Origin of the sequence: Pseudomonas fungipugnans (assembly GCF_029955235.1) — a bacterium.
Classification (GTDB): domain Bacteria; phylum Pseudomonadota; class Gammaproteobacteria; order Pseudomonadales; family Pseudomonadaceae; genus Aquipseudomonas; species Aquipseudomonas fungipugnans.
In genome coordinates, this window is sequence record NZ_JARBWL010000002.1 from 1,144,626 (window position 1) to 1,164,587 (window position 19,962).

The following is a 19,962-nucleotide window of genomic DNA, read 5'->3' on the forward strand; positions in this document are numbered from 1 at the left end:
TGGGTCAGGCCAACGCTTGTGCCGGTGGATGCAATGCCGGGACATGTGCCAGTTGTCCTTCCAGGGCTGACAAAATGTGCTCGACCCGCAGGGATATCAGGCTGAACGATCCCGCGTCACCCAGGCCGTGAGAGCTTTCGCACAAACCGTTGAGAAACACCGCAGGCAACTCTTTCAGGGCCGTCAAACTGTAATCGCGGTTGACCACAAGCGCCCCTTGGGCATCGGCTCGGAACAGACGGTGATAGGGCTCAAGCAGCGGTGGGTAAAGCTCACCGTTTTCCTTGGCCGCAATGTCCTTGAAGCCAGTGGCCAGGACCAGCGCGTCCAGCGTCAAGGTCGAGTGCTGCTGCTGATTGACCTCTCTGAGGGCCAGTTCCACCTGCCCCGACGCCCCTAGCGCCGCCTGTTCGACTGCGATGTTATTGAGGATGCGAATGCGCTGTTTGCCTTGCAGTTTTTCCTCATGGATCCGCACATACAGGGCGTTTATCACATCGCCGTCGGCAGAACTGTAATTGGTGCCCCGCAGCTGTTTGTCCAGGCGCGCCTTGGCTTCTGCGGGCAGGTCGAAGTAGTAATCGACGAACTCCGGGAAGTACACCTTGTCGCTGAACGGACTGGTGTCCTTGAGACGGAAACTGAAGCTGCGGTGCAGCGAATAGATTTCCTTGTCCGGGAACCTCGCGCTCAGGTCGAGGACGATTTCCACGGCGCTTTGGCTGGATCCGATCACGCCGATGCGTTGCACGGAGGGCGGCAGGTTGCGGATGTTTTCCAGGTAGTGGTTCAGGTGAAACACCTGTGGGCCAAGCAGCCCGCTGAACACCGTCGGGATGTTTGCAGTACGCCCGGTGCCCAACACCAGGCTGCGCCCATGGATAACGCGATGGTCGTTATAAGTGACCTTCCACACGTGTTCGCCCTGGAGCACCAGCGGCTCTACCCGGTTGGCGAACGCCGAGGACTCCACACTGCCCTGAAAGTGGCCGGCAACCCATTTGATGTATTCGGCATATTCGCGCCGTAACGGGTACGTCAACGGCAGGTTGAGGTAGTCGAACAGGCGGCCGGTTTCCTTCAGGTAGTTGACGAAGCCGTAGCGGCTGCGTGGGTTTCGCGGTGTGACCAGATCCCTGAGCGGGTTGTTCTGGATATCCGAGCCGCTGAGCAGCATTTCATCCTGCCAATCGGGCTGTTTCTTGGCATCCAGGAAACGAAAGGACAAGGGCGAATGCGATTCTTCAAGGCCGATGGCCAAGGCCAGGTTGGAAGGGCCGAAGCCAATACCGACGATATCGTAGACAGTCTCTGACATGGGAAGCTCCTATCCTTGGATGTGATGAAGCGGCAAGTGGTAATAGTGGTAATCGCTGTTCTCGACAAAACCAAAGCGCGTGTATAAGTTTCGCGCCCTGGGATTGTCTTCCGCCCCTTCGATAAAGAGTTGTTTGGCGCCGGTTTGCTCGGCAAACCTCTTGGCCGCAGTCAACAGCGCCAACCCGGCTCCGGCACCGCGTTGCGCCTCATCAACATACAGGTCATTAAGTATCCACAAGCGTTGCAGCGTGACACTTGAAAAGCTCGGGAACAGTTGGGTAAATCCAATAATCTCCTGGTTGCTTAGTGCGACGATAATAATCGACTCACCCAGATGGAAACGCTCCTGGATAAACGCCAGGGACTGCGCCAGGTTGGAAGGCTCGCCATAAAATCCCCGGTACTTGTCCAGTAACGGCGCAATCGTCGGCGCATCGTCGAGTGACGCATGCCGGGTCACGATAGTGGCGCTCATGGCTCAGCCCTCGCGGTCACGTCGACAAACGCCTGCTCCAGTATTTTCAGGCCCTGGTTGATCTGGTGCCGAGTGATGGTCAATGCCGGCAAGAACTTCAATACCTGGCTGTCGACGCCGGAAGTTTCAATGATCAGCCCGAGCGCATAGGCCTGCGCCGCGATTTTTTGAGCCAGGGTCTTGTCCTGAAACTCTATCCCCTTGAAAAAACCTCGGCCTTTGAGTTGGTTCGGCGCCTGAGCGGAAAAATGTTGGGACAAGGCCTGCAAGCCCTCGTGAAAGAAGCTGGCCTTGGCCTTGATCTCTTCGCTAAAACGCTGGTCGGTCCAATAGTGGTCGATCACCGCCTTGCCCGTGACGAATGCCAGGTTGTTGCCCCGGAACGTGCCGTTGTGCTCACCGGGCTCCCACACGTCCAGATGCGGAGCAATCAAGGTGAGCGACATCGGCAAGCCATAGCCGCTGATGGATTTGGACAGCGTGACGATATCGGGGGTGACGCCCAGGGCCTCGAAGCTGAAGAAGTCCCCGGTACGGCCGCAGCCCGCCTGAATGTCATCGATGATCAAGAGGATGTCATGGGCACGGGCAATCGCCTGGATCGCTTGCAGCCAGTCGGCCGATGCATGGGTGACTCCGCCTTCGCCCTGGACCGTTTCCAGCACAATCGCCGCGGGCTTGTCGATTCCGCTGCCGTTGCGCAGCATCTGCGCGAGGAATTGGGAGGTGTCCACTGCCTCGCCGAAATACTGGTCGTAGGGCATGAAGGTCACGTTACTCAACGTGACGCCCGCACCCGCACGTTTGCGTGGGTTGGCCGTCAGGGCGAGTGAGCCCAGGGACATGCCGTGGAAGGCATTGGTAAAGGCCACGATATTTTGCCGTCCGGTGTATTTGCGGGCCAGCTTGATCGCCGCCTCTACCGCATTGGTGCCGGTGGGCCCTGGAAACTGCACTTTGTAGCGCAGATTACGGGGCACCAGGATCTGCTCCTCGAAGGCCGTCAGAAAGGCCTTTTTGGCCGTCGTCTTGAAGTCCAACCCGTGGGTGATGCCATTTTCACCGATGTAATCAAGCAGGGCAGCCTTCAACACCGGGTTGTTATGCCCATAGTTCAACGCGCCTGCGCCACTGAAAAAGTCGATGAATACCTGGCCCTGCTCGCTCGTCAGCGTCGAGCCTTGGGCAGTCTGGAAGGTGGCGGTAAAGTCCCGGCAATAAGAGCGAACGTTAGACTCATTACGCTCGAAAATATCCAGCGGTTCATTCGTTGCGGGTACCGCGTTTGAAAGCGAGTGCCTCAGAGTAGCCGTCATGTCATATACCGTTTATCAATCCAATGAAATGGACTTTCAATAGGTAGAGTTATTCCCCAGTGGCCATGTGAGCAGTGCTGAGAAGACCTTAATCCGTTGAAGTCCGCTTGCAACTTTCATCCTATGAAACATGACCCGCTCTGTTGGCCAGCAGGAACAATGACGTCTTTCGGTTCTTAAACTAGCAGCAATGATCCAAAAGCTGAAAAATTATAAATTCATATGCTTATGACCTTCTTTGTCGAACGCTTCTGGAGGCTGGCCCTGCGGCGGAAAATCCATCTGCCGTGGTGCGCGAAACGTTGAATCTGGCTCAAGCGCCTTGAGCCGAGGCTCGAGCGTGTAGGTGATGTCGTTATGGTGGCCACCTTCTGAGCCAGCGCTTTAGAGGGATCTTATGTAGTCGTTTTTGTTGAAGGCATTTGGCGGCCTGACAATGATTGCCCGCCGCTCGATTAAGCCTGAACCGTTCGAAGCGTCTCGCTTTTGGAATTAAACTTATATCTTAGGCTATTAAGTTAGAGGGCCGGTTTATCGCAAATATGTATAAGTGGTATGTGGAGTGGGTCGGGATTGTTGCTATGGTCAGTGGTGCCGATGATCGTGCGTTGTCGGATAAGCGCACCGTGGATGGTGCGCATGGGAGTTAATGCGCATGGAAGTTAATTTGACGCTTTGTCAGGGAGATAGGTTATGTCAGATGTTCTGAAATACGGAGATAAAGTTCATATAAAAAATGGCTACAATAACTGGGATGGTGGATACCTCGATACTTGCAATCACGCGACTGCCCCGAATAGCCTTTACGGCGTAGTTACCGCCACTACCCCTCATCGAGGGCCTGGTACTGGTACGTGGAGAATAGAATCCGCCACAGGGAAAGCGATTGGATCAGAGGTGGAAAGTTGTGATGTGATTTTGCTTTGGAATCTTTATAAAAACGAGGGAGGGTATTTAGATACAAACGGTCATGCGTCAAAACCATCGATATACAGTGTCGTCACGGCGCTGAAAGAAGCCAGGCCGGCTGATACTTTGCATTGGAGGATCTTTGCTGAAACCTCAACGCCTAAAGATTTTAAAGTGAGGGAGGGCGATGTTGTCCATTTTCTGAACGGCTATAACGATGTACGTGGCGGATTTTTGGACACCTGTGGGCATGCCAGCGGTGAAGGCGTCAAATATGCTGTGTCGACTACACCGTATTTAAACCGTGATGCCAATACAGGTCTCTGGAAAATTTCTAAAGCTGAAGCATAACAGTTCAAATACTCACTTAGCGCTTAATGCGCAAAGGGGATGCTTGAAGCATCCCCTTTATTCTCGAGATTAACGGGCTCTAATACGGTTCGCCTGTTCATGAAAGTCGACGCGTGTTGCGGGAAATTTCCTGGGACGTGGAGTGTGGGCTGTCTATCGTTGGCGTCGATCTTCATGGCTCATACAATTTCCCGCGTGCTCGAAATAAATTCCAAAGCGTTCCCGATTGATGATCTTGCTTTTGGTGTGAGTGGCTAATCGCCATCAACTCAAGTAGCATCCGTTAGCCAATTTCACGGGAGTCCGGCCCCCAGATGCTACGGGCCAACCCATGGAGCAGGCACTGTTTCAATGCTTACAAGGATTCTGAAAGCAGCGTCATGACGGAAGAAGGAGCTTTCACTTGCCACTTTCCCCTTTGGCCATGTCCGACCGCCTTTGCAGTATGTTTCCAGAGTCCCGTTCCGTGCTGCGCACGGTGAAGCTGCGAATTTATTGTTTTGCGTCGCTCTGGATCACATTGATCGAGTACGCCAAGGATCAAGGCATACGACATGGCTTTACATTTTCCCTCTCGCACCACCTGCCGGTTTGATACTGCGGGCGAACGCCGCCTGGCTGAACGCCTGGAGAAGAAACTTTCGGACAATTGGCTGTGCTGGTTCAATGTGCCTGTGGGCCCGAAGGGCTTGCGGCCAGACTTTGTAGCGATGCATCCGCAGCGGGGAATTCTGGTGCTGGAGGTCAAGGACTGGAAGGTCGAGACCATCGCAAGCATGACTGCCGAGCACGCCAGGATTCACGCCGAAGGCCAATTGAAAACCGTCGCCAATCCGCTGGAGCAGGCGCGGATCAATACCATGGCGGCCGTGAGTCTGCTGCAGAGAGACCCTGCCTTGAAGCAACCGGCAGGCGCCATCCGTGAGGGTAATTTGCTGATGCCCTACAGCTGGGGCGTGGTGCTGACCGAGATCACCCGTAAGCAGTTCGAGAGCGCTGGGCTTGCCGATGTGCTTGCCCCACAGCGAGTGATCTGCCGAGATGAAATGACCGAGACGGTGGAGAGCGAGGATTTTGAGGCGCGTCTGGTACGGATGTTTGTTCAGATGTTCTCGTGCCGCCTCACAGAGGAGCAGATTGACCGAGTACGCTACCACCTGTTTCCAGAAGTGCGAGTAAACGTCTCACCCGGTCAGTTCGGTCTGTTCAGCGAACATGACGCGCCGGTGCCGAGTTTTATCAAAGTGATGGACCTGCAACAGGAGCAGTTGGCGCGGTCCATGGGCGAAGGCCATCGCGTGATTCATGGTGTGGCTGGCAGTGGCAAGACCATGATCCTGGGATATCGCTGCGTGTACCTGGCGCAAACCAGCAGCAAACCCATCCTGGTGCTGTGCTACAACAAATCCCTGGCTGGGCGTCTGAAACAGGTACTGGCCGCGCGTGGCCTCAGCGACAAAGTGTCGGTGCGGAACTTCCACGGCTGGTGCTGGGACCTGTTGAAGGCTTCGGGCGGCGAACTGCCAGACAATAAAATGAGCCCCGGGGACGCCAAGGCATTGCTTGAACGCAACGTGCTTCTGGGCGTTGCAAACGGGCAGATTGCCAAGGATCAATATGCCGGCATCTTGATCGATGAAGGCCACGACTTCCAGCCCGAGTGGTTCAAATTGGCCGTTGATCTACTAGATCCCGCCAGCAACTCCCTCTTGGTGCTCTACGACGATGCGCAATCCATCTATCGCGGCAGAGCCGGCAAGGGCGGCATGGAGTTCAGCTTCGCCAGCGTCGGTATCCAGGCATCAGGACGTACAACCATCTTGCGGCTCAACTACCGCAACACTCTGGAAGTGCTGTCTGTGGCCCGGGCCTTCTCCCTGGAACTGTTGAATGCCCGCGAAGCTCAGGAAGACAACGTCCCTATCGTCGCGCCACAAAGCGCCGGCAGACGAGGCCGCCTTCCGGAACTGCTGCACTGTGCAGCGCCTTGGCTGGAACGAGATTGTATCGTCGAGCGCCTTCGCGACGAACAACGCAGAGGGCGCGCGCTGGAAGACATGGCCGTCATTTACCGACACTCAACCCAGGCTGTGCGGATTGAAAAAATCCTGACGGACGCTGGCATCCCTTTCGTCTCCGGGCGCTCCAACAAAGACCGCAGCAAACTTTACGACGGTGCGGATGCGGTCAAAATTGTCAGCATGCACTCCAGCAAGGGCCTGGAGTTTGGCCTGGTGATCATCCCTTCTCTGCATGACATGCCGATCAAGGGCGAAGATGAGGCAGACGAAGCGCGCCTGCTGTACGTCGCCATGACCCGGACGATTGATCGGTTGGTGATGATGTACCGTGATCACTCCAGTTTCACCCGACGGGTCCACGAGGCGATCAGCACGGTCAGCGAACACCTGGCGCAGGTCGATACGGTAGCGTCGGTGGGGTGAACCCCAGATGCAACAAAACCCGCACTTGGCGGGTTTTGTTTTGCTTCGAGTTTGGTGGAGCCGGGGGGATTTGAACCCCCGTCCGCCAGTACTCCGCTGTCGGTACTACATGCGTAGCCGTTTCTATTAAGTTAACCCTCAGCGACCCGAAGGGCAGGGTGCTTTGGGCGAGTTGTGTAAGTTTTAGCCGCTTCGTCCACAACGTACTGCACGGCGATTCTGTTCTATATGACAATCACTTCGGGTTTACAGACATCCCCTAGTGATTGCTGGACCCGAAGGTACCAGGAGTGATGTCAGCTGCAATTAAGCAGCGAGAGCAACACCGTATTGGTCGTCATTGGCAACTATAAGTAGTTGCAACAGTGGATTTACGAGTTCTGTTACCAACTCGGCATGCACCTAAAGTTTCGCAACCGGCGTCGAATCCTAAACGGCCCCGAGCCTGTTGCTCTGTGAATCAAAGTGAGCAACAAGCCTGTGCAGTGTACGCCAACGCGGCTCAGAAGGCCAACCCGAAGGTTGACCTTGAGCGGCTATCAGCTTTTACCGTCTTTGTTCGCGTTGCGCAGCAACTGGATGGTCTGGGTGGTTTCGACAGTGCATTCCTTGGCGCTCTCTTTGGTGTTTTGCGCGTTGAGCGCCTTGGCTTTTGCAAGGCTAGCCTCTACCTGAGGTGCGATATCCGTCGTCGAGTACTGTGCCTTGGCGTTCTCGATGGTGTGAATATTTTCCGTGCATTCGTCTTTTGTAGCGGCAAACGAGGTGGACGCCATCAGCGATGCAGTAACGAACAGACCTAACAGTACAGAACGTTTCATGTGTATCTCCTTGAACTGAAGGTCCAGGCATCGCTGGCCATCAGGACGGGCTACCGGGTTTGGGAAGGCCCCGTATTGGCCGGGGCTTGATCAATGGACTACGGCGGCGCGTCAGGGTTCTATTTTTCTTCAGCGCGCCCTTGGCCGGGTGACGCGATCCACCAGATAGACCAGCCCGTGGTAGTCAATTTCACCGTGTTGCGTCAGACCGATCTCACAGGTGCGGCTGGTAGAAATCCCTTCGCCGCAGTGCTGCACCGCCTCTTTCAATGTCCTTAGCGAATGCGCGTTCAACTCTGGCGTCGTGAAGCCCTTGTCACCGGCAAATCCGCAGCAATGAATGCCCTCGGGGATCACCACGTTGTTGCTGCATTTTCGCGCCAGATCGATCAGCGCCTGGCTCTCGCCCAGATGCTGGGTGCTGCAGGTGACGTGCACCGCGATCGGTGCTTCCTGCGGCGTGAACTCCAGGCGATCCATCAAGTGCGTACGGATGAACCGCACCGGGTCGTACAGGTCCAGTCGAACTTCGCCCAGGTCCTGAACCAGTCGCAGAGTACAGGGGCTGGTGTCGCAGTAGATTGGGTCGAGCCCGCCACGGCTGGCGTGCAGCAACGCGCCGATCAATTCCTGACGCTTGTGTTCAGCTTGCTCGGCATAGCCTTTGGAGGCGAACGGCTGGCCGCAGCAGAGGTTGTCCTGATTGTCGGGGAAGACCACCTGGTAACCGGCTTTTTCCAGCAGCCCGCGGGTTTTGTCGTACAACGACATCTGCTCTTTATCACTTGCCGCCGGGCCCATGACCCGCGATACGCAAGCCGCCAGGTACACCACCCGAGGGCGTTCGTCCGACAAGGTCGGGCTAAAGCGAATGGCTTTTTCCGGCTGCGGCATGGCGCTGGTCCATTGCGGCACTTGGCCTTTGGACAGCCTCGTCAGTGTTGCTGAAACTTTCGCCAGTCGCGGCGCTCCCAGCAGCATCCGCGCACCGTTGGCCACGTGCAGGGTGAAGCGTGCACCTTGCAGAGCAGTGGCGAAATTCCCTTCAAGCCAGTTGGCGGTTTTCGTGTGCGTCGCGTTACGGCCGCGGAGCTTTTTCACCAGCTCGCCGGTATTGATTCCTACAGGGCAGCGCTGGGCACAGAGGCCGGTGGCGGCACAGGTCTCGATGCCTTGGTATTCGTAAGCCTGTTCCAGTTCAGTGGTGTCGATACCGGCACGTTTCTTTGCCTGAATATCGCGCCAGATCACGATGCGCTGACGCGGGCTGAGGGTCAGGCCTTTCGAGGGGCACACCGGTTCACAGAAACCGCACTCGATGCACTTGTCCACAATCTCGTCAGCGGCCGGCAGTGGTTTCAGGTGCTTTAGGTGAATTTGCGGATCGTCGCTGAGCACCACGTCCGGATTGAGAATGCCGTTGGGGTCGAGCAGGTGTTTGAGTTGCCACATCAACTGATAGGCATCGCTGCCCCATTCCAGTTCGACGAAGGGCGCCATGTTACGACCGGTGCCGTGCTCGGCTTTCAGCGAACCACCGAATTCCACCGCCACCAGTTGCGCCACGTCGTCCATGAACGCCTGGTAGCGTGCGACTTCTTCCGGGCTGTTGAAGCCTTGGGTGAAGACGAAGTGCAGATTACCTTCCAGCGCGTGTCCGAAAAGGATTGCTTCGTCGTAGTGATGTTTGTCGAACAGCTCGATCAGGCGGTTGACGCCAATGGCCAGTTGTTCCACCGGGAACGTCACGTCTTCGATGATCACGGTGGTTCCGGTTTTGCGCACCGCACCGACGGCGGGGAAGGTGTCCTTGCGGATTGCCCACAGTCGGGCGTTTTCCAATGGGTCTTCGGTGAAGTCGACCTGTTTCTCAACCGGGAATGCGGTCAGCGACGCCATGATCTGCGCCAGCTGTTCCTGTAGCAGAGTGGACGATGCGGCGCGGGATTCGATCAGTAGTGCACAGGCCTTATCCGACAGCTGCTGTACGAAAGCCGGCATGCCTGGTTTGTCCTGCACCGATCGCAAACTGCGTCGGTCCAGCAGCTCCACGGCGGACACCGACTGGTTTTTCAGCACGGTGACTGCGTTGCAGCAGGTTTCCACATCTGGAAACACGATCAGTGCCGAGGCCTTGTTCGGGTGGTCGATCACCGTGTCGTAAGTCACCGCGCTGATGAAACCGAGGGTGCCTTCGGAGCCGACCAGCAAGTGGCTCAAGATATCCACAGGCTCGTCGAAATCTACCAGGGCGTTGAGTGACAGGCCGGTGGTATTTTTCAGACGGTATTTGTGGCGGATTCTGGCAGCCAGTTCGGCATTTGCGCGAGTCTCGCGGCCCAACGTCGCCAGACGTTCCAGCAGTTCGCCATGGCTTTCGCGGAACGCCGCAATGCTGGTGGCGTCTTCGGTGTCGAGACGGCTGCCATCGGCCAATACCAAGCGAATGCCGGCCAGGGTGTGATAGGTGTTTTGTGCTGTGCCGCAGCACATGCCGCTGGCGTTGTTGGCGACGATGCCGCCGATCTTGCAGGCATTGATCGAAGCCGGGTCGGGGCCGATCTTGCGTCCGAACGGTGCCAGCCAGGCGTTGGCCTGGGCACCGATCACGCCCGGTTGCAGGCGGATTTGCATGCCCTGGCCGCGAATCTCGCGAGCGTTCCAGTTATCCCCCAATACAATCAGGACCGAGTCACTGATGGCCTGCCCTGAAAGACTGGTGCCAGCCGCACGGAAGGTGACCGGGACCTGGTCCCGTTGCGCCAGTTTCAGCAGCGCCACCACTTCGTCTTCAGACTCGACGCGGATCACCAGTTGCGGGATCAGCCGGTAAAAACTGGCGTCGGTGCCGAAGGCCAGTGTCGACAGGGGATCGTCGAAACGCCGACCTTTCGGGATCAGTTGCTGCGCATCACGCAGGAAAGCCGCGGGTAGGGTCATTGGTCCTCCAGGATCAACACCACCAGGTCTTTCGGGCCGTGAGCGCCGTAGGCCAGCACTTGCTCGATGTCGGCGGTTTTGGACGGGCCAGACACCAGCAGGGCATTGGTCGGCATGCCTTGAGCCCACTCGAACTCCTGCTGCACCTGATAGAAGTTGTCACGAATTTCACTGGCCTTGAGCAGGGCGAAATGCACCGGCGGCACCAGGCTCATCAGCCGCGGTTCTTCGCGCGTCGGCCACAGGATCAGACTGCCTGTGGCGGCAATTGCACCGAGGGTGCCGGTCAGGCTGGCGGGTGTGTCGTTAAACAATTCGGCTTTCCATTCCTCTACCGGGCGGTCGTAGGATTTGAGAGCAGGCAGGTCAGGATTATTCGCCCAATGCTGTGCGATGCGTTGACCGTGCGGCGTAGTCGGTGCGATCAACAGGCTGGGTAATTGCCGATCCCGCAGCAGCTGTACCAGCAGCTCGGGCCAGCCTTCACCGGAGCTCAGGTGGATTTCGGTGTGAACCGCTTCCATCAGTTTGCGCAACTGCGGGATGCGTTGTTCGGCGCTGTAAGTGTAGGGCTGGGTCACCAGTTCGACGTCGAAGTTGTCAGGCACTGGTGTGGCGCCGGTCAGACTTGTGCGCAATTTGGCGAGGATATTTTGCTTGGCGCTCATCAACGGTCTCCCTGTTTGGCCAGATGCTCGCGGGCCATGTCGTGCAATGAGCGGGCGGCGGGTTTCGGCGCGCTGTGATTTTGCGTCCATGGCCCGACGTTGCTCGGTGCGAGGGCGCGCAGGCGTGTGGCGAAGAAGACGAAAAGTCGATAGAGCGTCGGCGAGCTGTTGAGTCGGGCCCAGGCGTTCCAGATGAAACGTTCTTTGCGCGAATATTTGCTGCCCTGACCGCGCATGACTTGATGCGGGCTGTCCGGGGCCTTGACGTTTTCTTCTCGCAGGCGACGCAGCAAGGCCGGGATCGGAATTTTTACCGGGCAGACTTCACCGCAGGCGCCACACAGTGACGACGCGCTCGGATGGTCCGGGACTTTTGCCAGGCCCACCATGTGCGGCGTGATGATTTTTCCGATAGGGCCAGGATAAACCTCGCCATAGGCGTGGCCGCCGATTCGGGTGTAGACCGGGCAATGATTCATGCAGGCGCCGCAGCGGATGCAGTTCAGGGTCTGACGCAATTCACTGTCGGCGAAGGCCTGGCTGCGACCGTTGTCGAGCAATACCAGGTGCACTTCCTGTGGGCCGTCGAGCTCGTGTGCCTTGCGTGGGCCGGAGATCATGTTGACGTAAGTGGTGATCGGCTGGCCGAGGGCGGAGCGGGTCAGCAACGACAATAGCGGCACAACGTCGCGCAGGTTTTCAACGACTTTTTCGATGCCAGTGACGGCGATGTGCACCGGTGGCACGGTGGTCGACATGCGCCCGTTGCCTTCGTTTTCCACCAGCAGCAGAGTGCCGGTTTCGGCCACGGCGAAGTTGACACCGGAGACGCCGATGTCCGCTTCGAAGAATTTCTGCCGCAAGACGTTGCGACCGATCTGAATGAGTTGGTCAACGTCCTTGGTGTATTCCACGCCAAGTTTGTCGTGGAACAAGGACGCGACCTGACCGGCATTCTTGTGGATTGCCGGCATAATAATGTGTGAAGGCTTCTCGTGGTCGAGCTGGACGATGTACTCGCCCATGTCCGATTCCAGGCATTCAATGCCCTGTTCAGCGAGGACATGGTTCATCTCCATTTCTTCGCTGACCATCGATTTGCCCTTGATCACTTGCCGCCCCTCGTGAGCGCGGATGATCGAGAGGACGATGCCATTGGCCTCGTCCACCGTTTCCGCCCAATGCACTGTCACACCGTTGCGGGTCAGGTTCTGTTCAAGCTGTTCGAGCAAGTCGGGCAGCTTGGATAACGCACGGGCGCGGACAGCATTGCCCAGCACCCGAAGGTGTTCTCTTTCATGGGCATCGCTGAAGGACGCTGCCCGTTTGGTCATCAGTGAATCCATCGCGGTGCGAAAGTTGTTTCGCAATTGCGTGTCAGCCAAAGCCTCGTGAGCCCGGGCGCGGAAATCTTCTTCTACGGTAACCGTAGGAATAATCGTGGAAGTGCTCATCGGGCACCCCCGGTACGCGTCCACAGGAAGCTGGCCAGGTGTTGACCGCGTAACGCTTCCTTCTGTTTCTCCAGCGAGCCGTTGATGTTCATCAGACAGCCGCAGTCGGCACTGAGTACCTGGTGCGCGCCGGACTCCTTCAACGCGCGGGTCTTGTCAGCCACCATCGCGCCGGAAATGTCTGGCATACGGACGCTGAAAGTCCCGCCGAAGCCACAGCATTCACTTTCGTGGCTGTGATCAACGCGCTCCACGTTGCTCAACTGCGCCAACAGCTCGCGGCCATGCAGGTGGGTATTCATTTCACGGCGTGCCGAACACGAGGTGTGCAGCGCCACCTTGACCGGTTCACCGCTGTCCTTGAGCTGCACCTTGCAGACAAACAGCAGGAATTCGGCCAGCTCGTAGGTTCGGGCGGCCAGGGCCTGAACCTGTTTCAGCGTGTCCGGTTCGTCCTTGAACAGGTCGGCATAGTGCTCACGCAACATGCCGGCACAAGATCCCGACGGCACCACCACCGGATAGTCCCCGGCGAACAACGCCAGTTGCGAGCGCGCCACGCTGCGGGCCTGTTTGGTGTAACCCGAGGTGTAGGCCGGTTGTCCGCAGCAGCTTTGCCCTTGTGGATACTCGACACGAATGCCTTCGCGCTCCAGCAAGTGAATCGCGTCCATTCCGGCTTGCGGGTAGAACAAATCCACCACGCAAGTCCCGAACAAATAGACCCGCGACGGTTTTTCGTTGGGGTATTGCCGAGGCTCGGGCAGTGGCGGGGCGACACGGGTCGCGTTCGGCACAGCGTTGTAAAAAAGCTCGCTCATCAGGCGTGTCTCCGGGTGGTCCCGGTTATCCGTCCGTTGAGGCTGCTGAATATAAAGAGAGTTTCTTTCAGCAGCCTTACAGACCCGGTTGTGAATAGCTGACGCCGGAATCGTGGTCCGGCGTCGGTTTTTTCCGTGTTGCTTGTAGCTTTAGTGCACCAGCATGCCGGTGAACCAGTAGGCCTGAGCCAGGGTGATCAGACCGACAATCGTTGCAAAGAATAGGCTGTGCTTGAGGGTGAAGCGGAACAGATCCGACTCCTTGCCCACCAGACCCGTTGCAGCGCAGGCCACGGCGATCGATTGCGGCGAAATCATTTTGCCGGTCACGCCGCCACTGGTATTCGCCGCCACCAGCAACACATCGTTGACACCGATCTGGTGCGCGGTGGTCGCTTGCAGCGAACTGAAGAGCGCGTTGGAAGAGGTGTCGGAGCCTGTCAGGAACACGCCTAGCCAACCCAGGAACGGCGAGAAGAACGGGAACGCCGCGCCCGTTGCCGCCAGCACCAGGGCCATGGTCGAAGACATCCCTGAATAGTTGGTAACAAAGGCAAATGCCAACACCATGCCGATGGACAAAATTGGCCATCTCAGTTCGTAGAGGGTTTCTTTAAAAGTGGTAAGACCAGTTTTAAAATTGATCTTCAGCACCAGCATCGAGATCAGCGCGGAGAAGAAAATCGCCGTGCCGGTAGCGGAAATCGGATCGAGTTTGAACACGGCTGGAATGGCCGTCGGCGTGGTTACGATCGGCGCCACCTTGATCACCAGTTGATCAAGGTGCGGGATGGCGAAGTTGAATACCGAGCTGTACATCGCGCCGCCAGCGGCGAACATCGCCTTGAACGGTTTCAGGGTCCAGATAGTGACCAGCACAGTGAGGATCAGGAACGGCGACCAGGCCTTGAAAATGTCCAGCAGGCTGTAGGGCGATGCCACGCTGGTGCGCGGCTGGCCGAAACCGCCGACGCTGGCGGTGACGGTTGCGCCAGCCGTGGCGCCGGCAATCTGTGCGCCGGCAGTGCGTTTTGGCTGCCAGACTTTCAGGAACAGCGTCAGGGAAATCAGGCTGACCAGCGCCGAAGTGATGTCCGGCAGTTCAGGGCCGATGAAGTTCGAGGTGAAATACTGGGTAACGGCAAAACTCAAACCGGCAACCAGTGCTGCTGGCCAGGTTTCGCGCACGCCACGCATGCCGTCCATCATGAACACCAGCCAGAACGGCACGAACAGTGACAGCAGTGGCAGTTGGCGACCGGTCATGGCGCCGATCTTGAAGGCGTCGATGCCGGTCACTTGCCCGGCGACGATGATCGGGATGCCCAGCGCACCGAATGCGACCGGCGCGGTGTTGGCGATCAGGCACAAGCCTGCGGCATAAAGTGGGTTGAAGCCCAGCCCTACCAGCAGCGCGGCGGTAATCGCCACCGGCGCACCGAAACCGGCGGCACCCTCCAGGAACGCGCCGAAGCAGAAGCCTATCAGCAGCACTTGCAGGCGTTGGTCGTCGGTGATCGACAGCACTGAGCTGCGGATCACTTCGAACTGACCGCTCTTGACCGTCAGTTTGTAGAGGAATACCGCTGCGACAATGATCCAGGCAATCGGCCACAGGCCATAGGCAAAGCCATATCCGGCAGCAGCGAAGGCCATGTCGACCGGCATCTGGAAGGCGAAAATGGCGACGGCGATGGCCAATGCCAGCGTGATGCTGCCGGCCACGTGGCCTTTGAGGCGGAATACGGCCAGAGCCAGGAAAAAGAAAACGATGGGAATGACGGCCGCGAGCGCGGACACGCCGAGACTGCCGAGCGGGCTGTAGAGCTGTTGCCAGGTTTGCATATGGGGTGGCCCCTAATTGTTGTTGGTCAGGCACTGTCAGCGTTCTTGGTTAATTGGTAATACCAATTTACAATCGCTGTTGGCTAGGGTAAAAGCCTTGTGTGGGGTGTGTCAATTTGTCGCCCTGAAACTTTTGTCGAATAAGCGGTGCAGAGCGCATCTGACCCGCTCGATCAAGTGCGTTCTGGTAGGTGCTGGCGCAACGTCAATAGGCCAGAATAGAGAGCCCGGCGAGCTGCCGGGATCGTGGAGAAATGAGTTATGGGGTTTGATCAGATTCGTCAGCGCCGTCTGTCTGACGATATTGTCGAGCGGCTTGAGGGAATGATCCTCGAGGGCACGCTCACGTCCGGTGAGCGTCTGCCGGCTGAACGCGCGCTGGCCGAGCAGTTCGGCGTGTCACGCCCCTCGCTGCGCGAAGCAATTCAGAAGCTGGCGGCCAAAGGCTTGCTGGTCAGTCGTCAGGGTGGCGGCAATTATGTAGTGGATTCGTTGGGTTCGACGTTCAGCGATCCGCTTTTGCATCTGTTGGAAAGCAACCCTGAGGCCCAGCGCGATTTGCTGGAGTTTCGTCATACCCTGGAAGCGTCTTGCGCCTACTACGCAGCGTTGCGCGCCACCGATGTCGATCGTGAACGGCTGACGGCAGCGTTTGAAGAATTGCAGGATTGCTATTCGCGCCACGACGAGGTGAGTCGAGTGGAGGAAGGCGCGGCGGATGCGAAATTTCATCTGGCGATTGCCGAAGCCAGTCATAACGCGGTGTTGCTGCACACCATTCGTGGGCTGTTCGATCTGCTCAAACGCAACGTGGTGACCAACATCGGCGGCATGTACAAGCAGCGTACCGAGACGCGCGACATGCTGATCAGTCAGCACCGGGAGTTGTACGTGGCGATTATCGAAGGGCGGGCGGAGCAGGCGCGGGAAATTTCCAGCCGACACATCTTGTATGTGCAGGAAGTGCTGGAAGAGGTGCGTCAGGAAGTGCAGCGCATGGCTCGGGCGGAGCGGCGCAAGGGGATGTAGCGTCAGATTATTGTGGCGAGGAAGCTTGCTCCCGCTGGGGCGCGAAGCGGCCCTCGTTTGTCGCCGCCATCTCGAAGAATGCCGGCGACTGCTTCGCAGCCGAGCAGGAGCAAGCTCCCTCGCCACAAGACCCGCGGTCAGGCTGGAAGATTAATCTTCCTTGCCCTTGTTCCGCACTGCGCGCTGCAATTCGCGACCGGCATCGCGTTCGCGTTCGGTATCGCGCTTGTCGTATTCCTTCTTGCCCTTGCCCAGAGCGATCTCGCACTTGACCATGTGCTTGCTCCAGTACCAGGACAGGCACACGCAGGCATAACCCTTTTGCTGCACGGCAGCGGCCAGCTTTTCCAGCTCGCGCCGGTTGAGCAGCAATTTGCGGGTGCGGGTCGGGTCAGCAATGACGTGGGTGCTGGCGGTCATCAGAGGCGTAATGTGGCTGCCGAGCAGCCAGGCTTCGCCATCCTTGAGCAGCACGTAACTGTCGACCAGTTGCAGCTTGCTTGCCCGCAGACTTTTTACTTCCCAGCCGGCCAGGACCAGACCAGCCTCGAACCGATGTTCGATGAAGTAATCGTGTCGCGCCTTTTTATTTTGCGCGATGGTCCCTGTTGGGTGTTTCTTCTGTTTAGCCATAGGGGCGGCATTATAGGGAGTTGCACGCGAGTCGGCTACGGTATCGCTACGTGCTTGAGCAGGTTGATTGAATCCCGGACAATGCGGCCTCTTTTTCGAACGCTTGGGCGTGATAACGATGTCGACAGAAAAGGTTTCTGTCCACGGCAGTTGGGCTAGCCGTTGGGTCTTCATACTCGCCGCGACCGGTTCGGCCGTTGGGCTGGGTAGTATATGGAAATTCCCCTACATGGTCGGCGTCTATGGCGGCGGCGCGTTCGTGTTGATGTTTCTGGTCTGTATTGCACTGATCGGGGTGCCGGTCATGCTGGCCGAAACCCTGATTGGCCGGCGCGCCCGGCAAAGCCCGGCCAATGCCTTGAAGGTGCTGGCGGTGGAGGCGGGGCACTCGGGCAAATGGTCCTGGGGGGCCTTCGCCGGGATGATCACGGCGCTGCTGATCCTGTCTTTCTATAGCGTGGTCGGCGGCTGGTCGCTGGATTACATCATCGACATGGGCCGTGGCGACTTTCAAGGCGTGACGGCAGATCAGGTTGGCGCCTACTTTGGCAATGTGATCTCTGATCCGTGGCGCCTGACACTTTGGCACACAATATTCATGGTGCTGTCGGCCGTGGTGATTGCCAAGGGCGTGGTCGCCGGCCTGGAGCGCAGTCTGCGCATCATGATGCCGCTGCTGTTCGTGATGGTTATCGTGCTGTTGGGTTACAGCATGACCACCGGCCACTTCATGGAGGGCGTGCATTTCATGTTCGACTTCCACCCGGAGAAAGTCCTCGACGGCTTGCTGCCGGCCATGGGGCACGCATTCTTCTCCCTGAGCGTGGGCGTGGGGTCGATCATGATCTACGGCGCCTACATGCCGAAGAACTCGTCGATTTCCGGCACCGTCGTCGGCGTCGCGTTGCTCGACACCTTTGTTTCTCTGGTGGCCGGTCTGGCGTTGTTTCCGATTGTGTTCGCTGCGGGCCTGAACCCGAGCGAAGGTCCGGGCCTGATGTTCGTCAGCCTGCCATTTGCCTTTGGTAACGTCGCGTTCGGCCAGTTGATGGGCGTGGTGTTCTTTGTCCTGGTGGCGGTTGCCGCGTGGAGTTCTGCGATCTCCCTGCTGGAGCCGATGGTGGCCTACCTGGTCGAGCGCACTAAAGTCAGCCGCGCCTGGGTGACATTCTGGTTGGCGTTTACGTGCTGGTTTTTCGGTTTGGGCACGGTGTTTTCCTTCAATATCTGGAAGGAAGCCAAATTTTTCGTGAACGAAGGCGGGATGTTCCATCTCTACCAATGGGGCGCTGCCGGCGGGCTGGACTTCTTTGGGGTAATCGATTTCTTCACCTCGCGGATCATGTTGCCACTCGGTGGTTTGTGTTTCGTGGTGTTTGCAGGCTGGATAATGGGGCGTGAGGCGGTGCGTGACGAGTTGTCGATTCGCAGCCCGGCCCTGTTTGCCCTGTCCCTGTTTTTGATGCGCTATGTGGCGCCCATCGGCATTCTCGTAGTATTTGCCGCCCAGCTGTGGAAGTGACGCTGACATGACGACACACATTCAACGTTCGGCCCTGCTGCCGTATCCGGCGCAGGCGCTATATGACCTGGTCAATGACGTGGCTCGCTACCCTGAGTTTTTGCCGTGGTGCTCGGCTGCCGAAGTCCTTGAAAGCTCCCCTGAGCACATGCGTGCCAGCGTTGGCGTGGCCAAGGGCGGGCTCAGTCAACACTTCGTGACGCGCAATACGCTGGTGCCGGGGCAGTCGATCGAGATGAATCTCGAAGAGGGGCCGTTCAACCAGTTGCACGGCGTCTGGGTGTTCAAGCCTTTGGGCGAGAAGGCCTGCAAGATCAGCCTGGACCTGTCGTTCGATTATGCCGGGCCACTGGTTCGCGCAACGTTGGGGCCTTTGTTCAATCAGGCCGCCAATACGCTGGTGGACGCGTTCTGTCAGCGTGCCAAGCAGATTCATGGTTGAGCCGGTGGTCGACATTGAAGTGGTGTTTGCTGCCATTGATCGCCAGGTGCTGCTCACGGCGACGGTGCCGGCAGGCACAACGGTGCGGGCTGCTCTGCTGTTATCCGGTGTGGGCGCAGAATTTCCCGAGCTGGATCTGACGGATTGCCCGGTGGGGATCTTCGGCAAGGTGGTCGCCGATCCGGATACTCGCGTCGTTCAAGCGGGGGACCGCATCGAGATTTACCGACCGCTGCTTGCCGATCCTAAAGAAGTTCGACGGTTGCGCGCCGCGAAGGCTGCTGAGGCGAAAGCTCGAAATCAGTAATCGACCGAACGCCAGACAATAAAAAACCCGGACATGCCGGGTTTTTTATTGCGTCGCAAATTATTGCGGCGAAGCGTCGAGCGGTGTTGGCGTCGGGACTGGAACGGTTTGTACACCGTCGACGTCCTTCTGGATCTGGTCCAGCAACGAGCCAGGCTTGGCCGGTGTTTCCGGCTTCGGCTGCTCGGTGTTTTCTACAGGAGCGGTCACAGGAGGCGTGCCGGGTTCCTTGCCGAGAATGGCTTCGTCGCGGCTCACGCCAGGCCTGAAGTCGCCCGACAGGCTGACGAGCTGGTCGTTAGGGTTAAAGATAACGCTGATACGTTCTTGTTGGCGTTCACCGCCACCCGGTTGCAGGCTATACAGATAATCCCAGCGATCGGCATGGAACGTGTCGGTCAGCAGAGGGTTGCCCATGATAAACCGTACTTGCCGACGGGTCATTCCCGGGCGTAACTGGTCTATCATGTCCTGCGTGACGACATTGCCCTGCTGGATGTCGATTTTGTAAACCCCGGGGAATGAACAACCGGCGAGTGCGAGCAGTCCCACAAAGGTGAAACTGGTTAGCAAGAGCTTGGTGTTTTGCATCGGTGGGCGACTTCCACTATCTTGGCTGGGACAACGTAAACGCCGATCATACCCGCATTAAGAGAAGCTGCGAA

At 57.8% G+C, this 19,962-nt stretch carries 17 protein-coding genes and 1 other RNA gene; 6 read left to right on the plus strand and 12 right to left on the minus strand.

Annotated elements, in window-relative coordinates:
* Positions 1-4 precede the first annotated feature (4 nt).
* The 3 genes from POF45_RS20005 to ectB are packed head-to-tail and all read right to left on the minus strand — an operon-like array spanning position 5 to position 3,054.
* Entirely contained in the window at positions 5-1,318 is a 1,314-nt protein-coding gene (locus tag POF45_RS20005) for a SidA/IucD/PvdA family monooxygenase (RefSeq protein ID WP_259499162.1), read from the minus strand.
* A 9-nt stretch (positions 1,319-1,327) separates the two neighbouring features.
* Entirely contained in the window at positions 1,328-1,795 is a 468-nt protein-coding gene (locus POF45_RS20010; protein ID WP_259499164.1) for a GNAT family N-acetyltransferase, read from the minus strand.
* Positions 1,792-3,054, minus strand: coding sequence for a diaminobutyrate--2-oxoglutarate transaminase (gene ectB, locus POF45_RS20015; RefSeq protein WP_259503089.1), 1,263 nt, complete (start codon positions 3,052-3,054; stop codon positions 1,792-1,794). Before ectB ends, POF45_RS20010 begins: the two co-directional genes overlap by 4 nt.
* Positions 3,055-3,804: 750 nt before the next feature.
* Here ectB and POF45_RS20020 point away from each other — a divergent pair.
* A complete protein-coding gene (locus tag POF45_RS20020; protein ID WP_259499166.1) occupies positions 3,805-4,371 on the plus strand; it encodes a hypothetical protein in 567 nt (188 codons plus the stop codon).
* Positions 4,372-4,925: 554 nt separating this feature from the next.
* Positions 4,926-6,815: a DEAD/DEAH box helicase gene (locus POF45_RS20025; RefSeq protein WP_282316523.1), complete on the plus strand. Its 1,890-nt coding sequence runs from the start codon at positions 4,926-4,928 to the stop codon at positions 6,813-6,815.
* A 52-nt stretch (positions 6,816-6,867) separates the two neighbouring features.
* On the opposite strand, the gene ssrA is transcribed toward POF45_RS20025, so the two are convergent.
* From ssrA to POF45_RS20060, 7 genes are all read right to left on the minus strand, one after another.
* Positions 6,868-7,256, minus strand: a transfer-messenger RNA (tmRNA) gene (ssrA, locus tag POF45_RS20030).
* A 98-nt stretch (positions 7,257-7,354) separates the two neighbouring features.
* On the minus strand, positions 7,355-7,636 hold the full coding sequence (locus POF45_RS20035; RefSeq protein ID WP_259499208.1) for a hypothetical protein: 282 nt from the start codon (positions 7,634-7,636) through the stop codon (positions 7,355-7,357).
* Between the two features lie 129 nt (positions 7,637-7,765).
* The gene (locus POF45_RS20040) at positions 7,766-10,576 is read right to left on the minus strand and encodes an FAD-binding and (Fe-S)-binding domain-containing protein (RefSeq protein WP_282316524.1); all 2,811 of its coding nucleotides are present in this window, start codon (positions 10,574-10,576) and stop codon (positions 7,766-7,768) included.
* Positions 10,573-11,244, minus strand: coding sequence for a LutC/YkgG family protein (locus POF45_RS20045; protein ID WP_282316525.1), 672 nt, complete (start codon positions 11,242-11,244; stop codon positions 10,573-10,575). The genes POF45_RS20040 and POF45_RS20045 overlap by 4 nt, the downstream gene beginning before the upstream one ends.
* Positions 11,244-12,698, minus strand: coding sequence for a LutB/LldF family L-lactate oxidation iron-sulfur protein (locus POF45_RS20050; protein ID WP_259499214.1), 1,455 nt, complete (start codon positions 12,696-12,698; stop codon positions 11,244-11,246). The genes POF45_RS20045 and POF45_RS20050 overlap by 1 nt, the downstream gene beginning before the upstream one ends.
* Positions 12,695-13,519 carry a (Fe-S)-binding protein gene (locus POF45_RS20055; RefSeq protein WP_259499216.1) on the minus strand — a complete coding sequence of 275 codons (825 nt, stop codon included), beginning with the start codon at positions 13,517-13,519 and terminating at the stop codon, positions 12,695-12,697. The genes POF45_RS20050 and POF45_RS20055 overlap by 4 nt, the downstream gene beginning before the upstream one ends.
* A gap of 150 nt (positions 13,520-13,669) precedes the next feature.
* Positions 13,670-15,364, minus strand: a complete 1,695-nt coding sequence (locus tag POF45_RS20060) for a lactate permease LctP family transporter (RefSeq protein WP_259499218.1) — start codon at positions 15,362-15,364, stop codon at positions 13,670-13,672.
* A gap of 261 nt (positions 15,365-15,625) precedes the next feature.
* On the opposite strand from POF45_RS20060, the gene POF45_RS20065 reads away from it, so the two are divergent.
* Positions 15,626-16,393 carry an FCD domain-containing protein gene (locus tag POF45_RS20065; protein ID WP_282316529.1) on the plus strand — a complete coding sequence of 256 codons (768 nt, stop codon included), beginning with the start codon at positions 15,626-15,628 and terminating at the stop codon, positions 16,391-16,393.
* Positions 16,394-16,543: 150 nt separating this feature from the next.
* Here the strand turns inward: POF45_RS20065 and smpB are convergent, their stop codons facing one another.
* Positions 16,544-17,026, minus strand: a complete 483-nt coding sequence (smpB, locus tag POF45_RS20070; protein ID WP_028623113.1) for an SsrA-binding protein SmpB — start codon at positions 17,024-17,026, stop codon at positions 16,544-16,546.
* Between the two features lie 118 nt (positions 17,027-17,144).
* Here smpB and POF45_RS20075 point away from each other — a divergent pair, with 118 nt between their 5' ends.
* From POF45_RS20075 to POF45_RS20085, 3 genes are read left to right on the plus strand one after another with little or no spacing between them, the layout of a single operon-like run.
* Positions 17,145-18,548, plus strand: a complete 1,404-nt coding sequence (locus tag POF45_RS20075; protein ID WP_259499222.1) for a sodium-dependent transporter — start codon at positions 17,145-17,147, stop codon at positions 18,546-18,548.
* A gap of 7 nt (positions 18,549-18,555) precedes the next feature.
* Complete coding sequence (locus tag POF45_RS20080) at positions 18,556-18,990, plus strand: type II toxin-antitoxin system RatA family toxin (protein WP_259499224.1); 435 nt, start codon at positions 18,556-18,558, stop codon at positions 18,988-18,990.
* Complete coding sequence (locus tag POF45_RS20085) at positions 18,983-19,297, plus strand: RnfH family protein (protein WP_282316531.1); 315 nt, start codon at positions 18,983-18,985, stop codon at positions 19,295-19,297. The genes POF45_RS20080 and POF45_RS20085 overlap by 8 nt, the downstream gene beginning before the upstream one ends.
* 60 nt (positions 19,298-19,357) lie before the next feature.
* Here the strand turns inward: POF45_RS20085 and POF45_RS20090 are convergent, their stop codons facing one another.
* The gene (locus POF45_RS20090) at positions 19,358-19,888 is read right to left on the minus strand and encodes an outer membrane protein assembly factor BamE (RefSeq protein ID WP_259499227.1); all 531 of its coding nucleotides are present in this window, start codon (positions 19,886-19,888) and stop codon (positions 19,358-19,360) included.
* Positions 19,889-19,962 lie beyond the last annotated feature (74 nt).

Excerpts from the sequence above, each read along its gene's own strand:
- POF45_RS20005 (WP_259499162.1), bottom strand. The coding sequence starts at position 1,318 with ATGTCAGAGACTGTCTACGATATCGTCGGTATTGGCTTCGGCCCTTCC.
- POF45_RS20010 (WP_259499164.1), bottom strand. The coding sequence starts at position 1,795 with ATGAGCGCCACTATCGTGACCCGGCATGCGTCACTCGACGATGCGCCG.
- POF45_RS20020 (WP_259499166.1), top strand. The coding sequence starts at position 3,805 with ATGTCAGATGTTCTGAAATACGGAGATAAAGTTCATATAAAAAATGGC.
- POF45_RS20025 (WP_282316523.1), top strand. The coding sequence starts at position 4,926 with ATGGCTTTACATTTTCCCTCTCGCACCACCTGCCGGTTTGATACTGCG.
- POF45_RS20035 (WP_259499208.1), bottom strand. The coding sequence starts at position 7,636 with ATGAAACGTTCTGTACTGTTAGGTCTGTTCGTTACTGCATCGCTGATG.
- POF45_RS20040 (WP_282316524.1), bottom strand. The coding sequence starts at position 10,576 with ATGACCCTACCCGCGGCTTTCCTGCGTGATGCGCAGCAACTGATCCCG.
- POF45_RS20045 (WP_282316525.1), bottom strand. The coding sequence starts at position 11,244 with ATGAGCGCCAAGCAAAATATCCTCGCCAAATTGCGCACAAGTCTGACC.
- POF45_RS20050 (WP_259499214.1), bottom strand. The coding sequence starts at position 12,698 with ATGAGCACTTCCACGATTATTCCTACGGTTACCGTAGAAGAAGATTTC.
- POF45_RS20055 (WP_259499216.1), bottom strand. The coding sequence starts at position 13,519 with ATGAGCGAGCTTTTTTACAACGCTGTGCCGAACGCGACCCGTGTCGCC.
- POF45_RS20060 (WP_259499218.1), bottom strand. The coding sequence starts at position 15,364 with ATGCAAACCTGGCAACAGCTCTACAGCCCGCTCGGCAGTCTCGGCGTG.
- POF45_RS20065 (WP_282316529.1), top strand. The coding sequence starts at position 15,626 with ATGGGGTTTGATCAGATTCGTCAGCGCCGTCTGTCTGACGATATTGTC.
- smpB (WP_028623113.1), bottom strand. The coding sequence starts at position 17,026 with ATGGCTAAACAGAAGAAACACCCAACAGGGACCATCGCGCAAAATAAA.
- POF45_RS20075 (WP_259499222.1), top strand. The coding sequence starts at position 17,145 with ATGTCGACAGAAAAGGTTTCTGTCCACGGCAGTTGGGCTAGCCGTTGG.
- POF45_RS20080 (WP_259499224.1), top strand. The coding sequence starts at position 18,556 with ATGACGACACACATTCAACGTTCGGCCCTGCTGCCGTATCCGGCGCAG.
- POF45_RS20085 (WP_282316531.1), top strand. The coding sequence starts at position 18,983 with ATGGTTGAGCCGGTGGTCGACATTGAAGTGGTGTTTGCTGCCATTGAT.
- POF45_RS20090 (WP_259499227.1), bottom strand. The coding sequence starts at position 19,888 with ATGCAAAACACCAAGCTCTTGCTAACCAGTTTCACCTTTGTGGGACTG.